At 37.3% G+C, this 23,787-nt stretch carries 27 protein-coding genes and 2 pseudogenes; 22 read left to right on the top strand and 7 right to left on the bottom strand.

The features are described 5' to 3' along the window. Positions 1-2 precede the first annotated feature (2 nt). The 5 genes from G8761_RS15830 to G8761_RS15810 all read left to right on the top strand — a co-directional run bounded on the left by G8761_RS15830 (position 3) and on the right by G8761_RS15810 (position 3,376). Positions 3-1,211: an MDR family MFS transporter gene (locus G8761_RS15830; RefSeq protein WP_166028348.1), complete on the top strand. Its 1,209-nt coding sequence runs from the start codon at positions 3-5 to the stop codon at positions 1,209-1,211. A gap of 23 nt (positions 1,212-1,234) precedes the next feature. Then, entirely contained in the window at positions 1,235-1,753 is a 519-nt protein-coding gene (locus tag G8761_RS15825) for a DinB family protein (RefSeq protein WP_166028346.1), read from the top strand. Positions 1,754-1,835: 82 nt separating this feature from the next. Further along, a complete protein-coding gene (locus tag G8761_RS15820) occupies positions 1,836-2,288 on the top strand; it encodes a GNAT family N-acetyltransferase (protein WP_166028344.1) in 453 nt (150 codons plus the stop codon). Between the two features lie 384 nt (positions 2,289-2,672). Further along, complete coding sequence (locus tag G8761_RS15815; RefSeq protein ID WP_166028342.1) at positions 2,673-2,999, top strand: hypothetical protein; 327 nt, start codon at positions 2,673-2,675, stop codon at positions 2,997-2,999. Between the two features lie 155 nt (positions 3,000-3,154). Beyond that, positions 3,155-3,376 carry a hypothetical protein gene (locus G8761_RS15810; protein WP_166028340.1) on the top strand — a complete coding sequence of 74 codons (222 nt, stop codon included), beginning with the start codon at positions 3,155-3,157 and terminating at the stop codon, positions 3,374-3,376. A gap of 201 nt (positions 3,377-3,577) precedes the next feature. Here the strand turns inward: G8761_RS15810 and G8761_RS15805 are convergent, their stop codons facing one another. Next, a complete protein-coding gene (locus G8761_RS15805) occupies positions 3,578-4,357 on the bottom strand; it encodes a nitroreductase family protein (RefSeq protein WP_166028338.1) in 780 nt (259 codons plus the stop codon). A 287-nt stretch (positions 4,358-4,644) separates the two neighbouring features. On the opposite strand from G8761_RS15805, the gene G8761_RS15800 reads away from it, so the two are divergent. From G8761_RS15800 to G8761_RS27290, 8 genes and pseudogenes are all read left to right on the top strand, one after another. Further along, the gene (locus tag G8761_RS15800; RefSeq protein ID WP_166028336.1) at positions 4,645-5,016 is read left to right on the top strand and encodes a hotdog family protein; all 372 of its coding nucleotides are present in this window, start codon (positions 4,645-4,647) and stop codon (positions 5,014-5,016) included. Positions 5,017-5,153: 137 nt separating this feature from the next. Next, positions 5,154-5,612: pseudogene (locus tag G8761_RS15795) on the top strand (DinB family protein); the annotation flags it as partial. Between the two features lie 823 nt (positions 5,613-6,435). Beyond that, entirely contained in the window at positions 6,436-6,573 is a 138-nt protein-coding gene (locus G8761_RS15790; RefSeq protein WP_166028332.1) for a hypothetical protein, read from the top strand. Positions 6,574-6,663: 90 nt separating this feature from the next. Next, positions 6,664-7,143 carry an FMN-binding protein gene (locus G8761_RS15785; RefSeq protein WP_166028330.1) on the top strand — a complete coding sequence of 160 codons (480 nt, stop codon included), beginning with the start codon at positions 6,664-6,666 and terminating at the stop codon, positions 7,141-7,143. A gap of 8 nt (positions 7,144-7,151) precedes the next feature. Continuing rightward, complete coding sequence (locus G8761_RS15780) at positions 7,152-8,063, top strand: FAD:protein FMN transferase (protein WP_166028328.1); 912 nt, start codon at positions 7,152-7,154, stop codon at positions 8,061-8,063. Continuing rightward, positions 8,041-8,859: an RnfABCDGE type electron transport complex subunit D gene (locus G8761_RS15775; protein WP_166028326.1), complete on the top strand. Its 819-nt coding sequence runs from the start codon at positions 8,041-8,043 to the stop codon at positions 8,857-8,859. Before G8761_RS15780 ends, G8761_RS15775 begins: the two co-directional genes overlap by 23 nt. Positions 8,860-9,414: 555 nt before the next feature. Next, positions 9,415-10,554, top strand: a complete 1,140-nt coding sequence (locus tag G8761_RS15770; protein ID WP_166028324.1) for a DUF6688 domain-containing protein — start codon at positions 9,415-9,417, stop codon at positions 10,552-10,554. Between the two features lie 597 nt (positions 10,555-11,151). Next, the gene (locus tag G8761_RS27290) at positions 11,152-11,442 is read left to right on the top strand and encodes a DUF3291 domain-containing protein (RefSeq protein WP_338000974.1); all 291 of its coding nucleotides are present in this window, start codon (positions 11,152-11,154) and stop codon (positions 11,440-11,442) included. A 138-nt stretch (positions 11,443-11,580) separates the two neighbouring features. Here the strand turns inward: G8761_RS27290 and G8761_RS15760 are convergent, their stop codons facing one another. Next, positions 11,581-11,763, bottom strand: a complete 183-nt coding sequence (locus tag G8761_RS15760; protein ID WP_166028322.1) for a hypothetical protein — start codon at positions 11,761-11,763, stop codon at positions 11,581-11,583. Positions 11,764-12,675: 912 nt separating this feature from the next. On the opposite strand from G8761_RS15760, the gene G8761_RS15755 reads away from it, so the two are divergent. The 4 genes from G8761_RS15755 to G8761_RS15745 all read left to right on the top strand — a co-directional run bounded on the left by G8761_RS15755 (position 12,676) and on the right by G8761_RS15745 (position 16,259). After that, on the top strand, positions 12,676-13,488 hold the full coding sequence (locus G8761_RS15755) for an NAD(P)-dependent alcohol dehydrogenase (protein WP_338000970.1): 813 nt from the start codon (positions 12,676-12,678) through the stop codon (positions 13,486-13,488). Further along, entirely contained in the window at positions 13,473-13,604 is a 132-nt protein-coding gene (locus G8761_RS27870; RefSeq protein WP_338000969.1) for a zinc-binding dehydrogenase, read from the top strand. The genes G8761_RS15755 and G8761_RS27870 overlap by 16 nt, the downstream gene beginning before the upstream one ends. Positions 13,605-13,974: 370 nt before the next feature. After that, entirely contained in the window at positions 13,975-15,009 is a 1,035-nt protein-coding gene (locus tag G8761_RS15750) for an ROK family transcriptional regulator (RefSeq protein WP_420800262.1), read from the top strand. A gap of 23 nt (positions 15,010-15,032) precedes the next feature. Next, a complete protein-coding gene (locus G8761_RS15745) occupies positions 15,033-16,259 on the top strand; it encodes an MFS transporter (RefSeq protein WP_166028318.1) in 1,227 nt (408 codons plus the stop codon). Between the two features lie 1,071 nt (positions 16,260-17,330). Here the strand turns inward: G8761_RS15745 and G8761_RS15740 are convergent. The 3 genes from G8761_RS15740 to G8761_RS15730 all read right to left on the bottom strand — a co-directional run bounded on the left by G8761_RS15740 (position 17,331) and on the right by G8761_RS15730 (position 19,267). Then, on the bottom strand, positions 17,331-17,483 hold the full coding sequence (locus G8761_RS15740) for a hypothetical protein (RefSeq protein ID WP_166028316.1): 153 nt from the start codon (positions 17,481-17,483) through the stop codon (positions 17,331-17,333). Between the two features lie 328 nt (positions 17,484-17,811). Further along, positions 17,812-18,675, bottom strand: coding sequence for a permease (locus tag G8761_RS15735; RefSeq protein WP_166028314.1), 864 nt, complete (start codon positions 18,673-18,675; stop codon positions 17,812-17,814). A gap of 265 nt (positions 18,676-18,940) precedes the next feature. After that, a complete protein-coding gene (locus G8761_RS15730; RefSeq protein WP_166028312.1) occupies positions 18,941-19,267 on the bottom strand; it encodes an ArsR/SmtB family transcription factor in 327 nt (108 codons plus the stop codon). A 115-nt stretch (positions 19,268-19,382) separates the two neighbouring features. Here G8761_RS15730 and G8761_RS15725 point away from each other — a divergent pair, with 115 nt between their 5' ends. The 5 genes from G8761_RS15725 (at position 19,383) to arsC (ending at position 22,035) form a co-directional block, all read left to right on the top strand. Beyond that, positions 19,383-19,877 (top strand): arsinothricin resistance N-acetyltransferase ArsN1 family A, encoded by a 495-nt coding sequence (locus tag G8761_RS15725; RefSeq protein WP_166028309.1) that lies wholly within the window; start codon positions 19,383-19,385, stop codon positions 19,875-19,877. 3 nt (positions 19,878-19,880) lie between these two features. Further along, positions 19,881-20,090 (top strand): hypothetical protein, encoded by a 210-nt coding sequence (locus G8761_RS15720; RefSeq protein ID WP_166028307.1) that lies wholly within the window; start codon positions 19,881-19,883, stop codon positions 20,088-20,090. Between the two features lie 75 nt (positions 20,091-20,165). Then, positions 20,166-20,513: an ArsR/SmtB family transcription factor gene (locus G8761_RS15715; protein ID WP_166028305.1), complete on the top strand. Its 348-nt coding sequence runs from the start codon at positions 20,166-20,168 to the stop codon at positions 20,511-20,513. A 17-nt stretch (positions 20,514-20,530) separates the two neighbouring features. Beyond that, positions 20,531-21,586 (top strand): ACR3 family arsenite efflux transporter, encoded by a 1,056-nt coding sequence (gene arsB, locus G8761_RS15710; protein WP_166028303.1) that lies wholly within the window; start codon positions 20,531-20,533, stop codon positions 21,584-21,586. Positions 21,587-21,612: 26 nt separating this feature from the next. Beyond that, the gene (gene arsC, locus G8761_RS15705; RefSeq protein WP_166028301.1) at positions 21,613-22,035 is read left to right on the top strand and encodes an arsenate reductase (thioredoxin); all 423 of its coding nucleotides are present in this window, start codon (positions 21,613-21,615) and stop codon (positions 22,033-22,035) included. Between the two features lie 98 nt (positions 22,036-22,133). Here the strand turns inward: arsC and G8761_RS15700 are convergent, their stop codons facing one another. Both G8761_RS15700 and G8761_RS15695 read right to left on the bottom strand, forming a co-directional pair. Further along, entirely contained in the window at positions 22,134-23,033 is a 900-nt protein-coding gene (locus tag G8761_RS15700) for a diacylglycerol/lipid kinase family protein (protein ID WP_166028299.1), read from the bottom strand. A 133-nt stretch (positions 23,034-23,166) separates the two neighbouring features. Next, a pseudogene (locus G8761_RS15695) lies at positions 23,167-23,582 on the bottom strand (manganese catalase family protein); the annotation flags it as partial. Positions 23,583-23,787: the final 205 nt, after the last annotated feature.

Here is a 23,787-nt window from a genome sequence, read left to right as displayed (position 1 = left end):
TCATGAATAAAATAAAAAATTATATCGCACAGTTTCATACCATTGTGTGGGTGCTGTTACTTGGTACTGTTTTATCCAGAGGATCGGCATTTATGACTTTGCCATTTTTGTCTATTTACTTATCAAAGCATTTGGAGCTCCCTCCGATTATTATCGGTTTAATTGTAGGGATGGGACCTTTAAGTGCTACAGTTGGGGGTTTTATTGGAGGTCATCTATCCGACCGTTTTGGCCGCAAACCGATTATGCTCATTTCATTGTTTGCCATGGTAGGTGTTTATTTCGGATTTACCATTGCGAACAGCCAGGGATGGTTTATCCTGCTTAATGCCTTAAACGGACTGTGCAATTCATTTTTTGAACCAACCTCTCAGGCATTGATGGCGGATGTCACCGATAAGAAAAATCGAATGAAGGCTTATTCCTTAAGATATACAGCAATAAATATTGGAGCTTCCGTTGGTCCTTTAGTGGGTGCCTATTTGGCGGTGACGTCAGCAAATCTCTCTTTTATGATCACTGGGACAACTTATTTTCTATACGCAGTCGTATTGTTTTTCTTTTTGAGAAAGCTGGTATTACCTAAAAGTGAACAAAAGAAAAAAGCAGTTACTTTCATGGATGCCTTACAAATTATTAAAACAGATAAAGCGTTGCGATATCTGGTTCTCGGAATCATATTAATCAATATGGGCTATGTGCAGCTGGATTCCAATATACCGCAATTCCTTCAGGAAAAACTGGGCAATGGGGTGTATATCTTTTCTGTCCTTTTGACGATTAATGCCGTGATGGTAGTCTTTCTGCAAATGCCGATCAGCCATTTTGCCGAGAAGTTTAAGCCAATGCAAGTCATGATAGCAGGATCTGTTTTAATGGCTGCCGGGTTATTTGGTTTTGGATTCGTAAACGGGTGGGTTACAGCCATTTTTTCTGTCGTATTAATAACATTCGGAGAAATTCTGATTTTTCCATCCAACAGCATTCTTATCGATCAGCTGGCACCCGACCATTTACGCGGAACGTATTTTGGGGCGGGCCAGTTTCGAAAAATCGGCAACTTTGTTGGTCCGATCATTGGCGGGTACCTATTAAGCCATACCAATGGAGCTGCGATGTTTACAGTCATTATGACCATAACCTTAGGCAGTATTTTATTTTTCCTAATCGGCAATCGATTTTACCTTAAAATCAGCCTTCACAGAGGCTAAAGCAGTATAGGGAGGTTAAATAATTGGGTAAGAAATCTTTAAATGTTTTTTCATTAGCAGGATATGAAGCAGAAATTGGCCGATGGTTATGGTGCTTAGAGGATGTTCGTCGTACGCTTATAATCGAATTAACCGGTATAAGCGAAAACCTGCTAGACAGAAAAATTGGTGAAAGACAGTCAATTGGTTCTCTCTTATATCATATCGCCTTAATTGAGGCAGATTGGCTTTATGTAGAAGTTCTCCGAACTGATTGGGACCCCGAAATCAAGTCGTTATTTCCTTTAGAAAGTCGAACGGATGGAGAAATGACTCATGTTGAGGGAGAAAGCTTAGAAGAACATTTTTACCGTCTAAAGAAGGTACGTGAAGTTTTTCTTTCCTATTTTCGTTCAATGGATTTAAATGATTGGCGTAAACCTCGTGAACTTGAGAATTATGACGTATCCCCTGAATGGGTGGTTTATCATTTGATAGAACACGAAGCACATCACAGAGGGCAAATTTTCCAATTGCTTCGGGAGTTAAAGTCTGATTCATAAATTGATTATTGTAAAAAAACAGAAGGGGCGTAAAAGCCTCTTTTTATTTTCAGATAAAAGATTATCAAAAAAGGTGATTAAAATGGAGATCAGGAAGCTAAACAAAGGTGAAGAACTTCCTATGGAATTGTTGTTACTAGCAGACCCTTCAGAAGAGATTGTTAAGGTATATGTTAATAGGGGCGAATGCTTTGTAGCAGAAAGTGAACATAAGATTATTGGTGTTTATGTATTACTTCCAACAAGGCCAAAGACAGTGGAAATTGTGAATGTTGCTGTTAGTGAAGATCTTCATGGCAGAGGTATAGGAAAACAGTTAGTAACGCATGCCATTAAGGCAGCAAGGACAAGCGGCTATAAAACAATTGAAATTGGTACAGGAAACGCAGGCATAGGGCAATTGGCTCTATATCAAAAATGCGGTTTTAGAATCATTGGTGTTGATCTTGACTTTTTTGTTAAGCATTATCCCGAAGAAATTTACGAGAACGGTATTCTTTGCAGGGATATGGTCCGTCTAGCTCAAGATTTATAGGTTAAAAAGAGGACAGATTCTTCAACAAATAGAAGGTAATAGAATTAAAGCAATTAAAGAAAATTATTCACACATTTATCCCACTACTGTTAAGCTAACGGAGCAGATTAGTGGAACTTAAATAACCTTAAAGATATATATACAATGAGGAAACGTTTTAGTCTAAAAGGGGGTTAATGTTTTGAGTATAGCTGCTTGGTTTGGAGTGGGCATTGGCATTGCAGCTGCAATAGGTTTATTGGGAAAATCGAAATGAAAAAAATAAATTCATTTCTTCTATAAGAAGAAATGTTCTTTTTTATTAACGGGAAGTTTATTGAAAGAAGGAATGAAGAGATACCGCTTAAATATATTTATCATAAACATTAATATTAGAGGTGAACAATGCACAGGAGTATAAAATTATTAATTGTTAGCTTCTTACTGATTGTTACCAGTTATGATAGTGCAGTGGGTCCTTCTTCATCCATGACTTCCTATTTACCCATTGTTAAAAAGGGGCATTCTAAAGATTATAAAAAAGCGTGGATAATAGCATTTGACCCAAACAGTAAAGTAAAGAAAGAAATAAAAATTATTATTAAAGAACCAATGGTTTGGAATTTAATAGAGGCCAATCAAACTTATTTTACAAGTTACTCTATATACGGAAATAATCCTTGTGTATTAGAGCAAATTGAACACATTGGCGACAATGATACCTTAAGGTGATTTAACACTGTATAACAGTTAAGCCGCTAATTTTTTCTTCTTTTATTGAGAAAGGTTAGCTGAAGAAGACAGGTAAATAAAGTAGGGTAATTTTTCTATATGTACGTATGACAAGTATAGTAAAATTGTATATATCTTCTTTGTTCGGAGGTTTTATGGCTAAATTCGTAAAAGAATCAAATATAAGGTTTGGAAAGCTGTCTATTCATCTTCTTCTACTTACAGTGATCCTATCATTTTTAACAAACGTAAGTGTAGATATATTAGCTATAATTCTGGGGCATCCGTTGGAGCATAACACATCATATGCAACTTTCCCTGTTTTAATTTGGCTTTTCTTTGCATTACAAAGTAATAAATATAAAAAGAAGTATTAATAAGCCGGCAACTATTTCCGGCTATTTTTGTTCTTCCATAATGCTATTGGAAAAAGGGTAGCGGTTTTTAATGTGGGCACCTAATGGAAAAAGTTTAGGGGAAATATTATTGCAACTTAATACACCTATAAAAACAAAATTACCCCAAAAACAAGCGATGTTCTTGGGGATCGTTTTTTCTTTCAAAAATCTGAAAAATCATCACTCATTATTCATAAAATTCTGCGTCTCCAAGTAGTTTAGTACTGTCTGTGAAAACTCGTGGTGAGATTCTTTCGTATACTTGGCAATGGTATAGACTTGAGCAAGATTCTTTAATCCTAATCGTTCTGTCATTTCTTTAAGCCTAGGGATGTCCATGTAGCGTTTCCATCCCTTTTCATTTCTTTCTTTATAGATCTCTAAAATTTCTTCTTCCGAATAATCATGATACTGGTCGTAGTGAACAAGTCCATGCGGTGGAAGCCGATCACGTGGAGCTGGATTTTCTGCGGGATATCCTAATGAATAACCTACAACTGGTACAACATTTGGTGGTAAGTCTAGTATTTTTCCAATTTGATCGCAATTAGCAAGCGTTGAGCCCATATAACAAATTCCCAGCCCCGCATTCTCTGCTGCTAAAGCACAGTTTTGTGCTGCCAAAGTTGCATCAATGGCACCTATCATAAAGCTCATAAAATTATCAAAATGTATAGGTGCATCATTAAGCGTTAGCCATTTTCTCATTCTATTAAAATCAGCACAAAAGGTTAATAGTATAGGAGCATCCACAACCATCGATTGTTCCATATGTGCACTATATAATTTTTTCTTAAGTTCTTTGTCTTTGGTGATGATAATTGAATAAGATTGCATATTGCCGCTTGAAGAGGCACGAATGCCTGCATTTAAAATTTCATCTAGCAGTTCTTGACTTATCTCCCTATCTTCATATTCTCGGATGGATTTGTGCCCGCAAATAACATCGTTTAATTCCATAAAAACCACTCCCTTTGAAATAACTATAACAATTTAAATGAATGTTCTGATAGTAAAAATAACAATAAAGCGTGTTAAAAGTTCAATTCAGTTAGCTAGAGTTAAGCAAATGACGAAAAGCCAGCTTATTTTACATAATTACTTGCTAGAAACTGCTCTTAAAAATAATTATTAATTTAATAAAATTTTTGGGTTTCAAAAAATAGGAGGGCTTTTTTAAAATATTGTTAGAATTTTCGAATATCATTTATACTAATATTAGTATTAAATACAAGGGGGATTACAGATTGTCGGTAGGAGACGTAATTAGGTTTGAACGAACATTCCACAAAGAAGATGTTGAAATGTTTACAAAACTATCTTTAGATGAAGGGAATCATCATATTACTCCTGATGAACAGGGTAGACTTGTTGTTCAAGGGTTGTTAACTGCTACATTACCCACAAAGGTTGGCGGAGATTTCAATGTACTTGCCCGTACTATGAATTTTGAGTTTTTAAGGCCTGTTTTTACGGGAGATACAATTATTTGTGAAGTAGAAATTGAGCAGTTTGAAAAGCAGGAGAATAATAGAACAGCCATTATGGCTTCTTTCATATGCATAAACCAGAATGAGAAACTAGTTTTAAGAGGAACCTTTGCGGGAGTGATCCTTTAAAATTTTATCTCGTTAAACTCAAGTTGGATTAATGAAATCTGGCCATAGAAACGGGCAACTACTTTCAGAAGGAGTTATCCATTTTTGGGTGAAATACTATTTAATTGGAACATAATTTTAAATGAGCCAAAAAGTTAATGAATCAAACTGACTTGCTCTTAAGAATGCTCGATACTACTTTTGAAAAGGAGAGTTGGTATGTGCCTTTCAAACCTGCAATAGAAGGAATCACCGCAGACCAGGTAATGTGGAGACCAGTAGGAGAGGCAACCAAAACCATTTGGGAAAATGTTAATCATCTTGTCTGCTATAAAGAGAGACTTGTAGCAAATTTAGAAGGCCGTGAATGGACATTTGACCTCGATGGTGATGAAACCTTCAACTTACTGAACAAATATGAAGACAAGGAATGGCTAGCTATTGTGGAACGTGCAGAAATAGTTCAACGCAGTTTAAGACAAGCGCTCAGTAAAACAACCAAAGAAGAACTTAAACAAAATTCCTTTGAAGAAAAGCTTTTAGACATAATGCTTCACGAAGCATACCATACCGGTCAAATTATTCAAATTCGGAAGATGCAAGGTTCGTGGCCATCGGGATCGTTGATTGATCGAAAAAGACAGTTTATGAATTTATATGGTAGTTATAGAAATTTCGGGGGGATATAAAACAATCTTCCTAAGTGATGGGTTAGCTTGGCTACTGAAAAATTCCGATGCAGAAAGAGCATTTAAAGAAATTGAAAGTGAGAACGAAGAGTACAATCAATTATTAGAAATAGAACAAAAAAGAGTTGACGGCTTGTTCTACTAATGGAGGGCTTTTTTTTGAAAAAGGCTGCCAAAGCAGCTCATTTCTTTTGGAGCTAAGAGAAGTTTAGTAAATAAACTGTGATGAATTTTGTTAAAATCTCAATACAAAACTTTCCTACTACTCTACCAGGTTGAGAAATAGAAACTTGTTGGCATAAAAGTGAAATATGAAATAGGGAACCCACTCTTAATCATTACGGCAAAATAAAACCGATCCATAAAGAGGTACCCGATCTATTAACGGATGTTTTGAATAAATACCATATAATTCAGAACAAACCCTTTTTCTTCTTTAACCAGCGTGGGCATTCCTTCAAATAGGTTTGCTTTTTCTTATTGAAGTAACGGTGCTTTTATTAAAGAAGCCCATAGTTACCAAAACAAAGATCGCTTGACGATGGCGTGCAAGCGATTTTTGCATACCCTTTTTAATTTTTCAGCTAAATTGCCGCTTAAATTGATAAGCAAATTATATAACAAAGCAAAATCAATGCTGGTATATCAATAAATAGACCATCAAATTTAATTACATATCGATGGTCTATTTGCCTTACATATTTTAAATTTGTGACAGGTGATAAAATCGGCTACTAAAGGTGGGTATTTTTTGACTGTTCGTGTATCAGTACGTGACTCCATCAAAAGAGTGGGCCATGAGAGACTTCTTCACGGCTCAGGAAAGCGATCAACATCTGTGGTTTTCAAAAGCGAAGAATATCTCGGCTTTATTCTTAAAGTATTTTAAATGATATTATTTTGGCTTTTTAAAGAAATTTTAAAAGTGTTTAAATATAATTGGCTGTATCAGAGATGATTGATACAAAGGAGGATTCCTATGGTAAAAATGGATAAAAAGTGGGTAATTCTATGTAGCACAGCAGTGGCTGCAGCTTATACCAGTGGATTTTATTCTACTGAAACACAGGCGGTCAAAATGGAATCAGCCCAACATAACCAAATTAGTTTGCATACCAAAGTACAGCAATCTGGTACAACTGGAAATATTGCGAATTATGCTTTAAACCAACAAAATAAAAAGGCAAAACAAAAATATAAAGATGGAACTTTTACAGGAAGTGGTATGAATAGACGCGGGGATATTCAAGTAGCCGTAACCTTAAGGAAAGACAAAATTGTGGATGTTCAAATTAGTAACTGGGGTATGCATTATTCTGAAAGTGATGTAGTTGATCTTCCTGGTCAAGTCATTCAGCGGCAAAGTGCGAATGTAGGTATTGTTTCAGGAGCAACATACAGCACAGAGGCGTTTACAGATGCTGTCCAGGATGCTATCAATCAAGCCCAGAATTCTTAGGAGATAAAATGAGAAAAACGAAATTATTTATGGACACAGTCATTGATATACAGGTAGTTACGGGGAACACCGACAATAAAGAGGAGGCTGAAGCAGCTATTAATCGGGCGTTTGAACAATTTCGCAGAGTAGAGCAGGCTTGCAGCCGGTTTAGCCCTGATAGTGAATTAATGCAGGTTACCAGGGTAATCGGGAAATCTGTTCAAATAAGCCGATATTTATTCGGACCCCTTATGTTTGCTTTGGAAGTAGCCAAACTTACCTATGGGAAATTTGATCCTTCCATCGGTAAAGTTATGGAGGAACAGGGATATAATCGCCACTACCTAACGAGCTCTGTTATTAATAGTGCCGCAGCAGACGCCGTAACGTATCGAGATATAATTTTGGATCCATCTGCCCATACCTTACTTTTAAAAAAACCACTTGTCATTGATTTAGGAGCCGTTGCAAAAGGATTTTCGATCGATTTGGCTGCAAATGAACTGAAAGAGTTTGATGGGTTTGTTATCAATGCAGGGGGAGACATATTTGCAGGTGGTATGGAACAAGAGGGAATTCCTTGGAAGGTTGGCATTCAGCATCCTGAGAAGAAAGAACAAATTGTTCATGTTTTTGAAATCTCAAACCTGGCTGTTTGCACTTCAGGAAGTTATGAACGCAGGAATGTAAAAGTTCCTGGCATGCACCACATTATCAATCCTGAAACAAAGAAGTCACCAAATGAATTGGTGAGCTCAACGGTTATTGCACCTTATGCGATGATCGCGGATACTTTTTCTACTGCAGGCTTTTTGCTAGGAGCGGACAAAGGGAAAAAGTTATTGGAAGAGGTGGGCTTAAGGGGACTATTTATTACATCTGATTTACAGTTTATACATGTTGGAGGAAATAGTAATGACACTAAAAAAATGGATTAAAACACCAAAAGGGTATGTAGCAATAGCCATGTTTGCCTTCCTTATTATTGCTGCAATAGGCTATAAAGATTCACATGGAATTAAAAATGCATTCACTGCTGTTTTTGCAGGAGTTATTGTTGATATAATCCTTAATATTATCAAAAGAAGAAAATGGACATTACCGGAGGGTGCGGTTATTACAGGTTTAATCATTGCCCTTATATTAAGCACTGCAACCTCTATATTAGTCGTAGGAGCAACTGCTGTGTTTGCAATTTTATCAAAGCATTTTCTCGTTTATAAGAAAAAACCGATTTTTAATCCTGCTGCATTCGGTTTGCTTTTTTCATTCCTGTTTTTTAAAACGGGCCAAAGCTGGTGGGGGGCATTTGGAGATCTTTCAGTTTGGACAATTCTATTTCTCTTAGTCGGCGGATATATGGTGGCTAACCGAATTCATAAATTCCCACAGGTTTTTTCGTTTTTGGGCACAACTTTTGTAATGCTGGCTTTGATGGGGTATTTTAACATTGGTGACGCAGTAGATGCACTTAGACCGCCATTTATAAATGGTACTCTTTTCTTTGCATTTTTTATGCTGACCGATCCACCGACATCGCCAGCGAAAGATAAAGATCAAGTTATTTTTGGTTTCCTCACAGCTGCTGCAGGAACCCTTGTATATGCAGCATTTGGGGGATTAATTTATTTGTTTATTGGTTTATGTCTCGGCAATCTTTATACCTATCTCAAGAAACGTTCTGTATCAAAGTCTATGGTAAATCGTAAAGGTTTCATAAGTACCCACAGGTAGGATTACCTTATCTTTTTATCATCTAATCGAACTTTACGCCTTTTCCTCTATTTAACTTTTTTAAAATAAATACTCTCACTGAAGAACTATAAGTATTGTCACCATCAACAAAAATGATGTGAATTCTCAATAGAAAAGGGTAATAAAAGCTTGGGAAGGGAATGTACTTTTCCAAAGGTGGGACTTATGTTTAGTATAGGAGTTGCTTCGGCAGGTCTTTTCGTGAAAGAAACGAAGAAGATGGTAAAATTTTGTACCTTAAAGAACCAGAAACGTTTATTAAACATCTAAAAATATTAGAAGTAGGAGATAGGATTTTGAATGTCTTCGTCTTATTTACATGCAAAACAAATTCTCTGCCGTAAAAAATCACATTTTTAATTACAAAAAAATTTTATTAAGAAAAGAATAAAACCATTGTACCTAGCTTATCTATGTATTATTATTTATTTATACATAGAATTTCTATAATGAATCAACTTTGAATTTGCGTAAGGTATCTCAAAACACAAGTGTCATGGAAAAAGAAGTGTTATTTCATTGGAGGTATTTTAGTTGGTTATCACTATAGCTGTTCTTATATGTGTGTCAGTCCCTGTCTATGCCTTTATTCGAATGGTTCAGAGTTTTACATCGAAAAAGAGATCTCAAGAGGCCAACGGTGGAACGGTAAGGACTAAAGTTTTCGATGCTTGTTGTTCCATGGCTATCTTCTTTTTATTGATGATTGGATTTTTAATTAATAAGAGTGGAGTGGCGGGAGGAGAGCCGATCGGCATTTTTGCATTGGGAGGAGCCAAAGTAAATGGATATGCTTCACTTGCCAATGAACACGTCTTGTCAGTGATAATATTATTAATCATTGGTATGTTTAGCTTTTGGATGGTAGGTTCTCGAGAGGCGCTTTCTCCAATTCTATTTGTCGCAGGCAGCACGGTGTTGATTTTAAATATCCTATTTGCAATCATCTATCTAACTCATACAGCTTTTACCCATGATGGTGAGGACTTTTCTGTCCTTATATTGCAGTTCAGCTTCCTATCGTTAATTTTCCTCTATATTGCACGATTAAAAGAGTCATTAAATAGTTTTGTTGAAAAAATGAGTGAAACAGAGATCAATTACAACCATCCTTTTCTACTTTTTCTTTATAGAACCTCTTCAAACTATCAAAAGATGTCACAAGTATGGGTAATCTTTCTTTTTCCAGTCCTTATTCTTATACAAATGTTATTGGTTCTGTTTGGACAAAGGCCTGACAGCTTTATCCGAGTGTTCCTAGATACAAGTTCTTTTCATTATTCCAGAATACCAGCACCGCCACCTGAGGTGATTGAGGGGGACGGCCATTATCTGTGTACGGTTTCGGCAACGGGGCATAGAAAACTAGTGAAGCCAATTAGGGCAGGAATAAGAAGAGGTTCAAGAATTGTCGTCAACCGCCAACTGCTGATTGCAAATGCCTTTGAAAATATTTTGGAGAAATACACGCCTAACTGTCACAAATCCATCCGAAAATTTTACGATAAGTATGGATATCCTGTTAGCCGGCATATCCAATCAAAATGGTCTGCAGATCTTGTCTACCTTATGATGAAGCCGTTGGAATGGTGGTTTTTCCTTATCGTATTATATACTGTTGACCAAAAGCCGGAAAACCGAATCCATATTCAATATAGTGAGTTGAGGAAGTGAAAGAATATGGCTGTTTTTTGGTTCAATTATCATTGGTCGGATTCCAGGGTATTAAATAACAAGGCAAACACTTCTTGATTGGAACCAATTTAAGGTATTACTTTTAATACTGATAGGAAATTATGGGTGTTTTATACGAGCGATGAAGGAAAATGAAAACAGCTGCATAAGCAAAAATTATCAAAACGAGGTGTATTTGTCAGGCCTATTTTTAGAAAAGAAGCGATTAACTCATGCAGAAGGTTGTCAATTGCTAGGTTTCTACTGGCTTAACTAAGTCTTAACTTGGTGGGCATGTGGAGCGCAAATTCCTTTATAGAACGATTAGAACGCTTAAAGGGCAGGTTAACTGAAATGGAATTTTCACTTTTTCACTTGAATATACCTTAGAAAAGACTAAATGGGCTGTTTATTGCATTAGTTTCAATCTATACTGTTGGAAGGCTGAACCACCCCTATGACCTCCCAGCCTCTCGTGAATTTTTTCAAGTGGGAAATGAAGTGTACCGCCAGGCAACTAAACTAGGTCTTGTAGAGGCATTTTCACCTGAAAGAGTCACTTTACCATAAGAAACCGTAAAGGAGAAGGGTTTTCCTATTCTTACATTAACAGTATGGAGGAGCCTTCAATCCTTATATCGCTTTACCTATTCAGGGCAGCATAAACAAGCATTACGAGATAGAAGCAAATGGATCGAACCTTATCCTGAGAAACACCTTTCTTATGTAGTTTGGTGGACAGAAAAGGTGCAGGATGTCACAAGGGAGGAAGCATTCAAGAGATACAATTATTATATTCAGCATGGTCCCACTCCTTTTGCATTTGATTTTAAGAAAGCATTTGAGGAAAAAGGGGGAGACGTTATTGATTCAGTAGCAGTTAATTAAGAGGAAAATTAGCCATTTAAACTGAAGGTGAGGTTATCTTTTCCAGTAATTACTATACAACTTGAAGATCTCAATGGTGTAAACCCAATAAAAGCATCCGATTATGCGGATGCATACTTAATTGTTCAATGTTGTTGATTAGCTTTTTTTATAACTATCTGATACCAATCTAATCATATCACGTCCTGAAATCTTTTCTGTTTCATGATAACCTTCGTCTGTACGCAAACTGAAGTACCAGCTGCTATCCTTATCCTCATTTAACCTATATAACTTATTTGTAAAAATATTTATATAAAAATCACCATTTTTTAGCCTCATAAAAACCACCTCTCTAATATAAACTTTATTATGCCCAAGATACTGACATGGAGCCATTAGACATATACTTAACATCCTGGATATGCATGGGAAAGAAGTGCTGGTAGGGACAGAGACAGGTTACATACTGATAATGAGTTTACTCACTGTTTTATTTGAGTTTATTTGTTTTAAATTTCATTTTATCAACTTCTATAAGTGGAAAATATGGTACTCATAGTAGAGCATTATAAATTTTTCCAAAGAATGATGAAAAGATATTTGTAAATTACAATTCTGGCCTAATAAGAGAAGTAAAGTCAACAGACTCTGTTGACTTTTTTATCTTTGATTAGGTAGCATTGCAACAAAATTTTATCTATTTGTTAAATCAAATGGTGCGGTCATTGAAGTAGATTTGAGCGCTAGAACTCATAATGTATTCTTTTTTTGTGAAGATATATCTACACTAACGTTTAACGGGACCTCAATACTCACTCCTTATCGGCTTTCTTCCACATTATAATTAACGTCGTCCATCCTGCCACGATCAAAAAGAGCGCAAGGCCGCCAATAATCCAACCTGCATCCCATACCAAACGGGACATTTCTCTCACCTCGATTAGTTTCTGCCTTGTAATAGAATATTTATTTTTATTACCCCTTTCGAACAGTTTTAATATTCAACGAGGAAGTTTTTCTTTAGATTTTGCCGACTATGAGGGCAGTAGAGCCGTAAGATGGAATTTGTATTTTCTTCCAGAATATACTTAATTAGAATACAGAAATAAATATATATTTTAGACTTGTATTCATAAACAAGATTTGGTTTTAAAGTAAGAAAATTTTTAGCGATAACGGATGTTTAAAGGAGAATCTTTATGAAGGCGATAAGTTTACCATAAGTACGGAACACCAGATGATCTAACACTCATGGAATTAAAAACACCCACACAAAAGGAAAATGAAGTTCTCGTAAAAGTCCATGCATTATCCGTAAATTCCTGGGATTGGGATCTACTCAGAGGTAAGCCATTCCTAGCCCGTATCGGCGGAATTTTTAAACCAAAATACCAAATACTCGGAGCGGACATAGCAGGAAGAGTTGAAGCGATTGGCAGAGAAGTAAAGAACCTTCTTCCAGGCGATGAGGTATTCGGGGATATTTCCTGGTGTGGCTGGGGCGGATTTGCGGAATATGTATGTGTGCATGAAGATGCATTGTCTATAAAACCCTCCAGTATGACATATGAACAAGCAGCAGCCATTCCTCAAGCTGCCGTTCTTGCCTTGCAGGGACTACGTGATAAAGGACAGTTTCAGGATGGCCAAAAGCTTTTGATAAATGGGGCCGGAGGTGGTGTCGGTACGTTTGCATTGCAGATTGCTAAATTACATGGGGCTGAAGTCACCTGTGTGGACAGTACGGGGAAGCTGGAGATGCTGAAGGAGATGGGAGCGGACCAAGTCATTGATTACACTAAAGAAGACCTCGTACAAGATGGTCGAGGGTATGATCTGATTCTTGATGTAGTAGGAAATCGATCAATTTTCGATTATAAGCGTCTGCTTAATCCTAAAGGGACATATGTCATGGTCGGTGGAACCATGTCACTAATCTCTCAAATATTGTTCCTTGGTCCGTTAATTTCAAAAAAGGAAAGGAAGAATTTCAATATCCTTGTACATAAACCAAACAAACAAGATCAAATTTCCTACAGGAGTTATTTGTGGACGGCAGAGTAAAACCTGTAATAGATAGAATATATTCGTTAAGTCAGGTGGGAGAAGCTATAAAGTATCTTGGAGAAGGATACGCCAAGGGAAAGGTTGTCATCTGTGCACATCACAAACTAAGGTAAGGTATTACTGCTTCAAAAAAATGGTTTTATTGAAAATAAATACTTTAAACTAATAGAAAATTAAAATAAGCACCTGGTGCCGTCTATGAAGGAAGGAGTGGGGGCGGCACCAAGTGCTTGATTAGTTACGTAATATCCTTTTCATAAGTAAATAAACTTAATATAAAGAATTCGATAATATAGTACTAGCTTCTAATTACCTTAGTCCTATATTCATTTGCCCTTTAAGAATTTTTGTCCCCTTGTTAAGAAGGAATGCAATTGTTTTCAATAGATTTATATGATAAATTATTAACATCACTTATTAAAGAACTTTAATAAGTTTTTTTCGATACTTATTAAACCTTTTTAATAAGTCTAGTTATAGGTGGTGACGTATATGAATGCTACTCCAAAATTGATGGGGAAGGTAATCCTCCGTGGAATTCGTACTGCTCTTTTAGAGCTCGAAAGTTCAACTAAAGTGGAACTTAGTGATAAATTAGGCATAAGTTTTCCGACCATAAGTAAGTTCCTCGCACATATGGAGAAGGACGGGGAAATTATTTCAGTGGGATTAGACGATTCCAGTGGAGGGAGAAGAGCAAAAAGATATACATACAATCCAGAGCATATGCTGGGTCTGGCCATTTTCTTAGAGGGCACAGAGACGAATTATGCCATTTTTAATTGTGTGGGAGAAGTAAAGGAACAAGGAAAAGTCCCAAGTGTATTAGTCGAGGATGGCTTACATTTATTAACTAAGTGTATTGAAAAATTGATTAATGCATATCCAAAAATCAGTTCTATCGCAATTGGAGTTCCTGGTTCCGTTGATAATGGGCGGATATTTTATATACCTGGTTATGAGCAATTTCAAAATTTTGATATAAAAGGGTTCTATGAGGGTCATTTTTCCGTACCGGTCGTGGTTGAGAACGATATGAATGCTGCAGTTCTCGGATATCACCATAATAAAGGGGTTAAGGATAATCAATCCCTAATATATTTATATTCCGGTCAAAATGGTCCTGGTGCGGGCTTTATGATTAATGGAGATGTGGTGCGAGGTAGTACATTTTTTGCCGGAGAGGTTTCATTCGTCCCTCAGTATAATGATCGAAATTTCCGGCAAGCTTTTGAAAAAGGAATTGGGCCTAAAAAGGTCACAATCTCTGAGGATGATCAAATTGACGCAATCAGCCGATTAGTAGCTTCGTTTACAGCTATCATTAACCCTCGTACCATCATTTTTTGCAGGGATGAAGTGGAAGAAGCGACAGTAGAAAAAATTGCTATCACAAGCTCTAAATATATCCCTGCAGAACACCTTCCAGTCCTTACAATAAGTGATTGGAAACAAGATTATTTATATGGATTACAAAGGCTGGGGCTTGATCTTATGTTGAATACAGCTACCAAATAAAAGAAACAAAGTGAGGGTAAACAATGGCAACGTTCCTTTTAGTTATTATTTATTTAGCTTTTATCAGCTTAGGGTTACCTGATTCCTTGTTAGGAGCAGCGTGGCCTGTGATGCAAACAGACTTTGATGCCCCACTTGAAACTGCAGGTTTGCTCTTCATGACAATTGCAGGCGGTACAATCATCTCCAGTTTAATTAGTGGAAGGATCCTTAAACGGTTCGGTACGGGAAAGGTTACTGTTGTTAGTACAATATTGACTGCTGGTGCATTACTTGGATTTTCCTTTGCTCCGTCGGTTATTTGGTTATTTCTCTGTGCTATCCCACTTGGATTGGGTGCAGGAGCAATTGATGCGGGATTAAACGATTATGTTGCAGCACATTACAAGGCGCATCATATGAGTTGGTTACATTGTTTTTGGGGAGTTGGAGCGACTCTTGGCCCTGTCATTATGGCACAGTATATTTCTGGGCGAAACTGGAGCAATGGATATCTAACCATTTCAGGTATTCAATTTGTATTAGCACTCATCCTTTTGTTCACTTTGCCGTTATGGAACAGAGTGAAAAGCAGTAATACCGCCTTAAATCAAGATCTGGAAGATCAAAATTATGGTTTTCATGAAGAGCAAGCGGAAATAGTAAAACCCTTACAGATTAAAGGGGTTAAATTGGCTCTTACATCCTTTTTGTTTTATTGTGGGGCTGAAGCAACAATGGGTCTTTGGGGAAGCAGTTTTCTGGTAAATGTCAAAGAATTATCCCCAACAGCTGCAGCGCAATGGGTTTCCTTTTATTACGCAGGAATCACAATTGGCAGATTTATTACAGGCTTTATAACCTTTAAAATGAATAGTCCTATCCTCATTCGGATGGGGCAAATAATAGCACTTGCTGGTGCTGCACTTCTTTTCCTTCCATTGCCATCCATTTTCTCGCTTGTAGGTTTTATTTTGGTTGGATTAGGGTTGGCACCAATCTTTCCGTGTATGCTGCATGAAACGCCAACACGGTTTGGAAAGAAACCTTCTCAGACAATTATGGGGTATCAAATGGCGGTTGCTTATACAGGCAGTACCTTTATGCCGCCTCTTCTTGGTTTTGCAGCATCCCATTTAACTATTGGGATTTTTCCATTTTGTATTGTTGTTTTTGTTGCAGCAATGTTCCTAAGTTCAGAAAAATTAAATAGCCTCTTGAAAAAGAAAGATTTAGTAAAGACGAAGAATTCTAGTTCAACAGTTTGGTGATTTTGTACCAGATAATAATAGTGATGGGAACCCAGCAGGATCATGAATCAAATTGAATAATAGATTCATAAATAAATTAGGAACATTTGTACTTAAACTAGGGGCTAAGGTAAAGGAGTTGCAGTAACAGCTCTTTTTTTCTTATAGAACAAACGGAGTTGAAGAAGGTATTGCTAAAGGTTTCGAAGAATTAGGACATTATATTTTAAAATTTGGCTGTATTAAAGAATATTTTTGATTTTGCACTATGTTGATTAGAGCGGAATGCGCGAGACTCCTGCGGGAAAAGCGGGCCAGGGGAGACCCGGAGGTGCAAGGCGCCGAGGAGGCTCCCGGATCGTCCGCGGAAAGCGAGCGACGTGAGCGAAAATCAACAGTGAAGTTTAACAGAGCCTAAAATTTAAAAGGATTTTTAAATATGAAGGGTTATATATTTTTATTGGAAAGAAGAAACCAATAAAAAACAATAAATACATCTAAGAAGGAGTTCATTCAATTGGAACAGTTTAAAATATATTCTATTTCTGGAGATTTATCCTCTTTACTATGGGATTCGGTCTAATCTTCTTTTTCATTATACTAATGGCTATTCCTGAAGGATTATCTCTCCCCATTCTCATATTTGGATTCTTATTTTCATTAAGGTTAATCTGTATTTCTCTTTATTATTGGTGGAATAGACAAAAAGGTAATGGATTTTTTAGGGATGATGATGGGGTTATAGTTGATTTTAAAAGAAACAAGGTGCTTTGGAATGAAATTGAGGAAATAAAACTTTCAAAAAGTAGGAGCGGGAGTTCAACAATGATTTATCCTCACTATACATATCACGAAACCATTCGAAAGCGTCATAATAAACACATGCAGGCCTAGCTTTTTCAATGGATTGGTTTGAAATAGAAAACCCAAAACAATATCACGAAAATCTAATGAAAGCCTGGGGAGAAAAAAGTAAATTGCAAAGTTGAGATAGTTTTTATTTGATTTTTAAGCTTACGGAGCATCATTAGTTTGAAAAAAAGTAACATTAAAAGGTACCTGTTAATGAAACAGGTACCCCTTATTTTAATATTAGCTACAGCAATACTCATTTTTTTCTTCGCTTGAACTTCCGCAACAAGAATCTTCCTTTTGTCCTTCTGTGTGCTGTACCTCTTTAATTTCAACTCCACAGCATCCTGAGACAGCCTTTTGACCAGTAATTTTCTTAAAAAAGTTCATCATTTTCTTTCACCTCCTTTCAAGTAGGGCTTATAAATGTTCATTGATAAGCTTGATAGTGAGCTTAATTTATTTTTCCAGCGATTCGAAATCTAATAGAGAAAAGTCAACTGCTGGGTTAAGGATGCTTACACTCTGGTTAGCGGCTTCTGGCCTAAAACAAGAACAGGGATAAAGCTTTTCCTGAACGAGACGCTGTCTTTTCCGCCATATTCTTTCCATTAGATATCGTTGGCAAGAGATTCAAATATTCTTTGGCAGTTTAAGTGAGCCAGTGATCAGGAGTTTCATAGCAACGTTTAAATTCTTTTAATAAATAAAACACATTTACTTAAATTAGATAAAATATGAACCCTGAAACTGTACTCATTCCGACAATTGAAAGAATGAATGCTATTACTAGCTGCTTGCGGAAGATGGATTTTAAAAGAATCACTTCCGGAAGGCTGGCTCCTGCAGAAGATATCATTAATGCCATAACTGGCCCCAGTGCCATTCCTTTCGCAATCAGAATCTGTGAAATTGGAATCATACTCGACAAGCGGATGTACAGTGGAATACCGATGATAGCTGCGATAGGGATCAACCACCAGTTATCACGGCCAAACCATTCCGCGATAAAATGGGTTGGAACCAATCCATGTATGGCAGCACCAATTAAAGCACCAATTAAAAGGTAAGGATACACGCTTTTCATGAGACCTATCGTTTCGTTTATTGCATAACGCCATTTAAATTTTTGGTTTGTTTGCTCATAGCCTGTCATCATCACATTCTTTACATGTCGCTCAAATCCCAGTTTATCAAGGGTAAAGGCGATGATTATAGAGAAGATAGATGTAATAATGGTATACAGAACCGTTACTTTCCAGCCCATAACGACGCCCATAATGGTTAAAATTGTTGGGTCTAGTACAGGGGAAGCAAACAGGAAAACCATAACAATTGAAAAAGGAATCTTATTCTTAAGCATGTTTACAACAACAGGAATCGTGGAGCACGAGCAAAATGGTGTAATGAAAGCGAAAGCAATAGCTATGAGGCTTGCGATAAATTTGTTGCTGCCAGTAAGCTTCTTTTCAATTTTTTCGTATGGGATATAGCCTTGGAGAAGACTTACCGCGAAGCTGATGGCGATAAAGAGAATGGTCAATTCAACAGCTATTCCCAGGAAACTCTTTATAAATTCTAACATGGTTCATTCCTCCTTTATGCCTCACACAGGCAGCTGTATTCACAAGACTGGGTTACCTGTTTTTTCTTTAAAAAGTTTCAAAAGCTCCTCTTTTCCTTTGGCATGGAATACTTCCAAGCATTTCTTGCATTCCTTTCAATTTCCTTTTTCTTTTTCTCAACCATTAGGTAAACATCATACATTGGCCACATGTGCAATTCCTCCTTTAATCAAAAAATATTGATGTTTTAATCAAAAAAAATTGATGTATATTTTGCCCGAAGACCTAACAGCATGTAGGTCTGAACAGGCAGCAAAGCTCTGGTGATAAGATGTGATTGATTTCCTTTTCGTTAATCGTGTAGTAACTCCAGGTGCCTTGTGTTTCCTTCAAGATGAAATTAGCATCAAGCAGCACTTTCAAATGGTACGAAAGTTTAGATTGTGGCATCCCCACTTTTTCGGTTAGTTCTGCTACACTAATCTTTTTCTGCTGACATAGTAAGTTGAGAATATGCAATCTCTTCTGATCGGCCAATGCCTTAAATTTATTTTCATAATCTGAAAAGGTTGTGGCAAGAGACAAGTCAGTAAATGGTATAAAGTTTTCCAAGATGTTGTATGCCTCCCTTAAATCAAAATCATTTGATATAATGTATTATAATTCCAGGATATCCAAATTGCAACACATAAAATCAAATTTTTTTGATAAAAAGGAGAAATGAAGTTTGATAAAAATTGAAAATGCTCAATATGACCACCTAGAAGCAATCTTGTCCATTTATAATCAGGGAATCCAGGACCGGATTGCTACCCTAGAAACAGATGAAAAAGACTTTGATTACATAAAAGGTTGGTTTCTTGGCCGTGGCGAACGATACAGCGTTCTGGTAGCTAAAGAAGAAAATGAAGTGGTTGGTTGGGCTTCTCTTAATCTTTATTCCCATCGATGTGCTTATAGCTCTGTCGCGGATTTATCCGTCTATATAAAAAGAGGGGATCGTGGAAAGGGAATAGGAAAAATTCTGTTAAAAGGCATCGAACAAGCAGCAAAGGAACAAAGTTTCCACAAAATTATTTTATTTACCTTTCCTTTCAACCTTGCAGGACAAAAGCTATATCATAAGATGGGGTACCGGGAAGTCGGAGTGTTTCAGGAACAGGGGGAAATGGATGGAAAGCGAGTGGATGTTATGGCCATGGAAAAGCTGTTGGAGGTGTAATGAATGGTTATTAATAGTGGTGGGAACCTTAGTGTTGAATACTTTAAAGCGTATTTTCGTTTGATCATGAATAGCAGGCAGGTATCATTGGAAGAAGCAAAAGATATAACCTTTTCTCGACTTTTTCAGAATGTTGAGGCCACGTTAGGTCAAACTTCGTTTCAGAACTTTTCGGCTGCGTATGAGCAGTTGAACAATGTGAAGAATTTGTAAAGATTGTGTTTTCCTATTGAACATATAAGCAAATAGTTATATCCTAATTACGGATTGGTTGAGGGGAGTGGAAACATGCAGCAAGTGAAAATGGAAGTGGAGCAGGCTTCTTTGGTTTTAAAGCTCCTCGGTGATAAAACTAGGCTGACGATCATGGCTCTTTTAAATATCCGGGAGCTGTGTGTATGCGAACTTCTTGAAGTATTTGATATGAGCCAGCCGTCTATCAGTCAGCATTTAAGAAAACTAAAGGATGCAGGTCTGGTCAAAGAGGAACGGAAAGGTCAATGGGTTTACTATTCCATCAATAAGACTAGTGATGCTTATCCTCTTTTGGAAAGTGTTCTCCATTACATTCCTGAACAAACAGAAAAAATGGAACAAATCATTAAAAGCAACCCAACATTACGTTGTGGATGCTAATAAAGGGAGATTAGGCAATGAGCAATGAAAAGAAAAAACGACTGTCTTTCCTTGATCGATACCTAACGCTATGGATCTTTCTTGCCATGGCAATCGGTATCCTGCTTGGAAATGTATATCCGGGGTTTGTCGATGGCTTAAACAGCCTCCAGGTCGGCACCACCTCGATTCCGTTAGCTGTAGGATTAATCCTTATGATGTATCCGCCCCTTGCGAAAGTGCGTTATGAGGAAATGGGCCGAGTATTTAAGGATGTAAAAGTTCTGGTTCTTTCACTCGTGCAAAACTGGATTATTGGTCCTGCTCTTATGTTTGTATTAGCAATTATTTTTTTACCGGATAAGCCTGAATACATGATTGGGCTTATCATTATAGGACTTGCAAGATGCATCGCCATGGTTATTGTCTGGAATGATCTTGCAAAGGGAGACAGAGAATACGCTGCCGCACTTGTTGCGTTTAACTCTGTATTTCAGCTATTGTTTTTCTCTTTTTACGCATACTTCTTCGTGACGGTCCTCCCAAAATGGATTGGAATGAAAGGAGCTATCGTTGATATTACAATGAGCGAAGTCGCTCAATCGGTTTTCATCTATCTTGGAATACCGTTTATCGCAGGGATGCTGACACGTTTAATTTTAGTAAAAGTGAAAGGCCGTCAATGGTATGAGAGTGTGTTTATCCCTAAAATCAGCCCCATTACCTTGATTGCCTTGCTTTTTACCATCATTGTGATGTTCTCACTTAAAGGGGATAAAATCCTGACTCTTCCACTGGATGTTGTGAGAGTTGCTATTCCACTACTGTTCTACTTTGTCATTATGTTTTTTGTTTCCTTCTTTATGGGCCGGAAAATTGGCGCAAATTATCCAGTAACGACAACCCTGGCATTTACAGCGGGATCCAATAACTTTGAACTAGCTATTGCGGTTGCAGTGGGCGTATTTGGAATTCATTCCGGAATTGCATTTGCTGCTGTCATTGGACCATTAGTTGAAGTACCAGTGATGATTGCCTTAGTAAATGTTGCTTATTGGTTTAAACGTAAGTATTTCAAAAGAGAAGCAGTTTAATCAAACTAATAAAGGTGGTAACAAACATGGCTAAAAAAACAATCTACTTTTTATGTACTGGAAACTCTTGCCGCAGCCAAATGGCTGAAGGTTGGGCAAAGAAATATCTTAACAGTGATGAATGGGAAGTCGAAAGTGCAGGGCTTGAAGCACACGGCCTAAATCCTAATGCAGTTAAGGCAATGAAGGAAGCTGGCATTGATATCTCAAATCAGACATCAGACGTCATTGACCCTAAAATATTAAACAATGCTGATTTGGTTGTGACTCTCTGTGGTCATGCCGCTGAACATTGCCCGATCACTCCTCCTCATGTAAAAAGGGAGCACTGGGGATTCGATGACCCAGCAAAAGCGGAAGGATCCGAAGAAGAAAAATGGGCATTCTTCCAACGTGTAAGAGATGAAATTGGAGATAGAATTAAGCATTTTGCTGAAACAGGTAAATAAAGTAGGAAAAACACCTTTCTTTTTAAGAAATGGTGTTTTTTAATAGATAAAAAGTGAAGCAAAGAAAAGTTTCAACAAATAGCTCCCCAGCGAAGCCACTAATAATCTTCCTTTGCAGCTTGAACATAGACTTCGAGATGGCTCGGAAGAACCTTTGCCTCGAAAGGAAGGGTTTTTCCTTCTTCTCCGTCAATGTTAACGGCATGCTCGCCTTCTGCCGAAACAGCAAGGGTCCTTGTCCTGATGTAGTCAACCTCACTGCTTTCCTTCAGATCACCTGAAATTAATTTCGGTATCATGAAAGCTGTTTTTGTGATTGATAGGTCTTTTACAATAAACACATGGAACTTCCCGTCGTTCACGTGTGCGTCCGGGGCAAGTGATTCAAACCCTCCAACTGAATTGGTAAGGGCAGCAATCAGCAGGAAGGCTTCACCTTTCCACGACCCTTCATCATGCTGAACAATCAATTGGAGTGGTTCTTTACGAAGGAATGCTTTCATTCCTTCAAGAAAATAGGCAAGGCTTCCCAGCTTTGTCTTTTGTTCGATTGAAACCTGAAAGGTAGCCTCGGCGACTTCTCCGACCGCGAGTACGTTGGCAAAATAATCATTGTTGATTTTGCCAATATCAACAGCCCGAACTGACTGTGTGCCAAAAATATCAATCGCTTTAAATGGATCCAGGGAAATTTCTAGCGCCCTGGCAAAATCGTTCACTGTACCTAAGGGAACAATGCCAAGCTTTGGGCGGTGTACCTGGCCGGCAAGGCCATTTACTACCTCATTAACAGTCCCGTCTCCACCGAGGCAAAAGACCGAGTCGAACTTTTCCTCGCAGGCCTGTAATGCAAACTCGGCAGCATCACCTGCTTTTTCAGTCTTACGGACCTCAATTGTATCAAACAGGCTTGTGATCACTTCTTCTGTTTTCCTTAAATAATCTTCCGCCTGTTCCTTCCCAGAAGTGGGATTGGCGATAATCATTGCTTTTTTCATGATGTCCTCCAACTATTTTTTAAGCCTCCCATATTGGGACCACTACTCTCTACATACCTATCAATTCTTTTATCTAAACCATTATAAAAATGAAAAACACTTAGCATCTTTATGGTAAGTGTTTAAAAGAAGATTAATTTTGTAAATCACTGATTCCTGGCGCATCTTCATTTGGCATTTTGGGCATTTCCGGAACAGGGTAGCCAGTTGGAGGATTAATAACTTGGAGTTCTTGTCCGTTCCTGCTAGGTAATTGTCCTGAGAAAATTTGTCCTATTAAAGTTTCATCTAGCCTGAAGTTGAATTGAGCATTATGAAAGTCCATATCAACTTACTTTTTACATTCAGGATATTTGTTTATCTCTTAATTTGGTACTGGGAAAAGTTTCCCCCAATCAACTCCCAATGTTTCCAATGCCTTTGCAAATGCATTTTGATGGGCATTATCACGCACTATCAAAAATGCGAGTATCTCTCTTAGTGTTTTGTTATTAATCATCTCATAGATACGAGTTGTAAGACTCCTGTTGATTCAAGGACAACATTATTAGTTGGCTATTAAGTTTCCATGGTGTATACATATGGCTTTTATGTTTTTATTCGGAGGAATAGATAATTTACTTAGCAAGGAAAAGATTAAGAAGATTATAAGGATATTACAATTTTCTGTAGCTCTCTTTATCACTTGTGTTACAATTTTCAAATATGCATGAAAGGTTGTGAAACAAAGGAGCCGCAGCTATTCCTGCTGTTG

The sequence above is a fragment of the Neobacillus terrae genome, from assembly GCF_011393025.1.
Lineage (GTDB): Bacteria > Bacillota > Bacilli > Bacillales > Cytobacillaceae > Neobacillus_A > Neobacillus_A terrae.
Note: the sequence above shows the minus strand (reverse complement) of the source record. Positions and strands in the feature narration are given on the sequence as shown.

Excerpts from the sequence above, each read along its gene's own strand:
- G8761_RS15830 (WP_166028348.1), top strand. The coding sequence starts at position 3 with ATGAATAAAATAAAAAATTATATCGCACAGTTTCATACCATTGTGTGG.
- G8761_RS15820 (WP_166028344.1), top strand. The coding sequence starts at position 1,836 with ATGGAGATCAGGAAGCTAAACAAAGGTGAAGAACTTCCTATGGAATTG.
- G8761_RS15815 (WP_166028342.1), top strand. The coding sequence starts at position 2,673 with ATGCACAGGAGTATAAAATTATTAATTGTTAGCTTCTTACTGATTGTT.
- G8761_RS15810 (WP_166028340.1), top strand. The coding sequence starts at position 3,155 with ATGGCTAAATTCGTAAAAGAATCAAATATAAGGTTTGGAAAGCTGTCT.
- G8761_RS15805 (WP_166028338.1), bottom strand. The coding sequence starts at position 4,357 with ATGGAATTAAACGATGTTATTTGCGGGCACAAATCCATCCGAGAATAT.
- G8761_RS15785 (WP_166028330.1), top strand. The coding sequence starts at position 6,664 with ATGGTAAAAATGGATAAAAAGTGGGTAATTCTATGTAGCACAGCAGTG.
- G8761_RS15780 (WP_166028328.1), top strand. The coding sequence starts at position 7,152 with ATGAGAAAAACGAAATTATTTATGGACACAGTCATTGATATACAGGTA.
- G8761_RS15775 (WP_166028326.1), top strand. The coding sequence starts at position 8,041 with ATGACACTAAAAAAATGGATTAAAACACCAAAAGGGTATGTAGCAATA.
- G8761_RS15760 (WP_166028322.1), bottom strand. The coding sequence starts at position 11,763 with ATGAGGCTAAAAAATGGTGATTTTTATATAAATATTTTTACAAATAAG.
- G8761_RS15755 (WP_338000970.1), top strand. The coding sequence starts at position 12,676 with ATGGAATTAAAAACACCCACACAAAAGGAAAATGAAGTTCTCGTAAAA.
- G8761_RS15745 (WP_166028318.1), top strand. The coding sequence starts at position 15,033 with ATGGCAACGTTCCTTTTAGTTATTATTTATTTAGCTTTTATCAGCTTA.
- G8761_RS15740 (WP_166028316.1), bottom strand. The coding sequence starts at position 17,483 with ATGATGAACTTTTTTAAGAAAATTACTGGTCAAAAGGCTGTCTCAGGA.
- G8761_RS15735 (WP_166028314.1), bottom strand. The coding sequence starts at position 18,675 with ATGTTAGAATTTATAAAGAGTTTCCTGGGAATAGCTGTTGAATTGACC.
- G8761_RS15720 (WP_166028307.1), top strand. The coding sequence starts at position 19,881 with ATGGTTATTAATAGTGGTGGGAACCTTAGTGTTGAATACTTTAAAGCG.
- G8761_RS15715 (WP_166028305.1), top strand. The coding sequence starts at position 20,166 with ATGCAGCAAGTGAAAATGGAAGTGGAGCAGGCTTCTTTGGTTTTAAAG.
- arsB (WP_166028303.1), top strand. The coding sequence starts at position 20,531 with ATGAGCAATGAAAAGAAAAAACGACTGTCTTTCCTTGATCGATACCTA.
- arsC (WP_166028301.1), top strand. The coding sequence starts at position 21,613 with ATGGCTAAAAAAACAATCTACTTTTTATGTACTGGAAACTCTTGCCGC.
- G8761_RS15700 (WP_166028299.1), bottom strand. The coding sequence starts at position 23,033 with ATGAAAAAAGCAATGATTATCGCCAATCCCACTTCTGGGAAGGAACAG.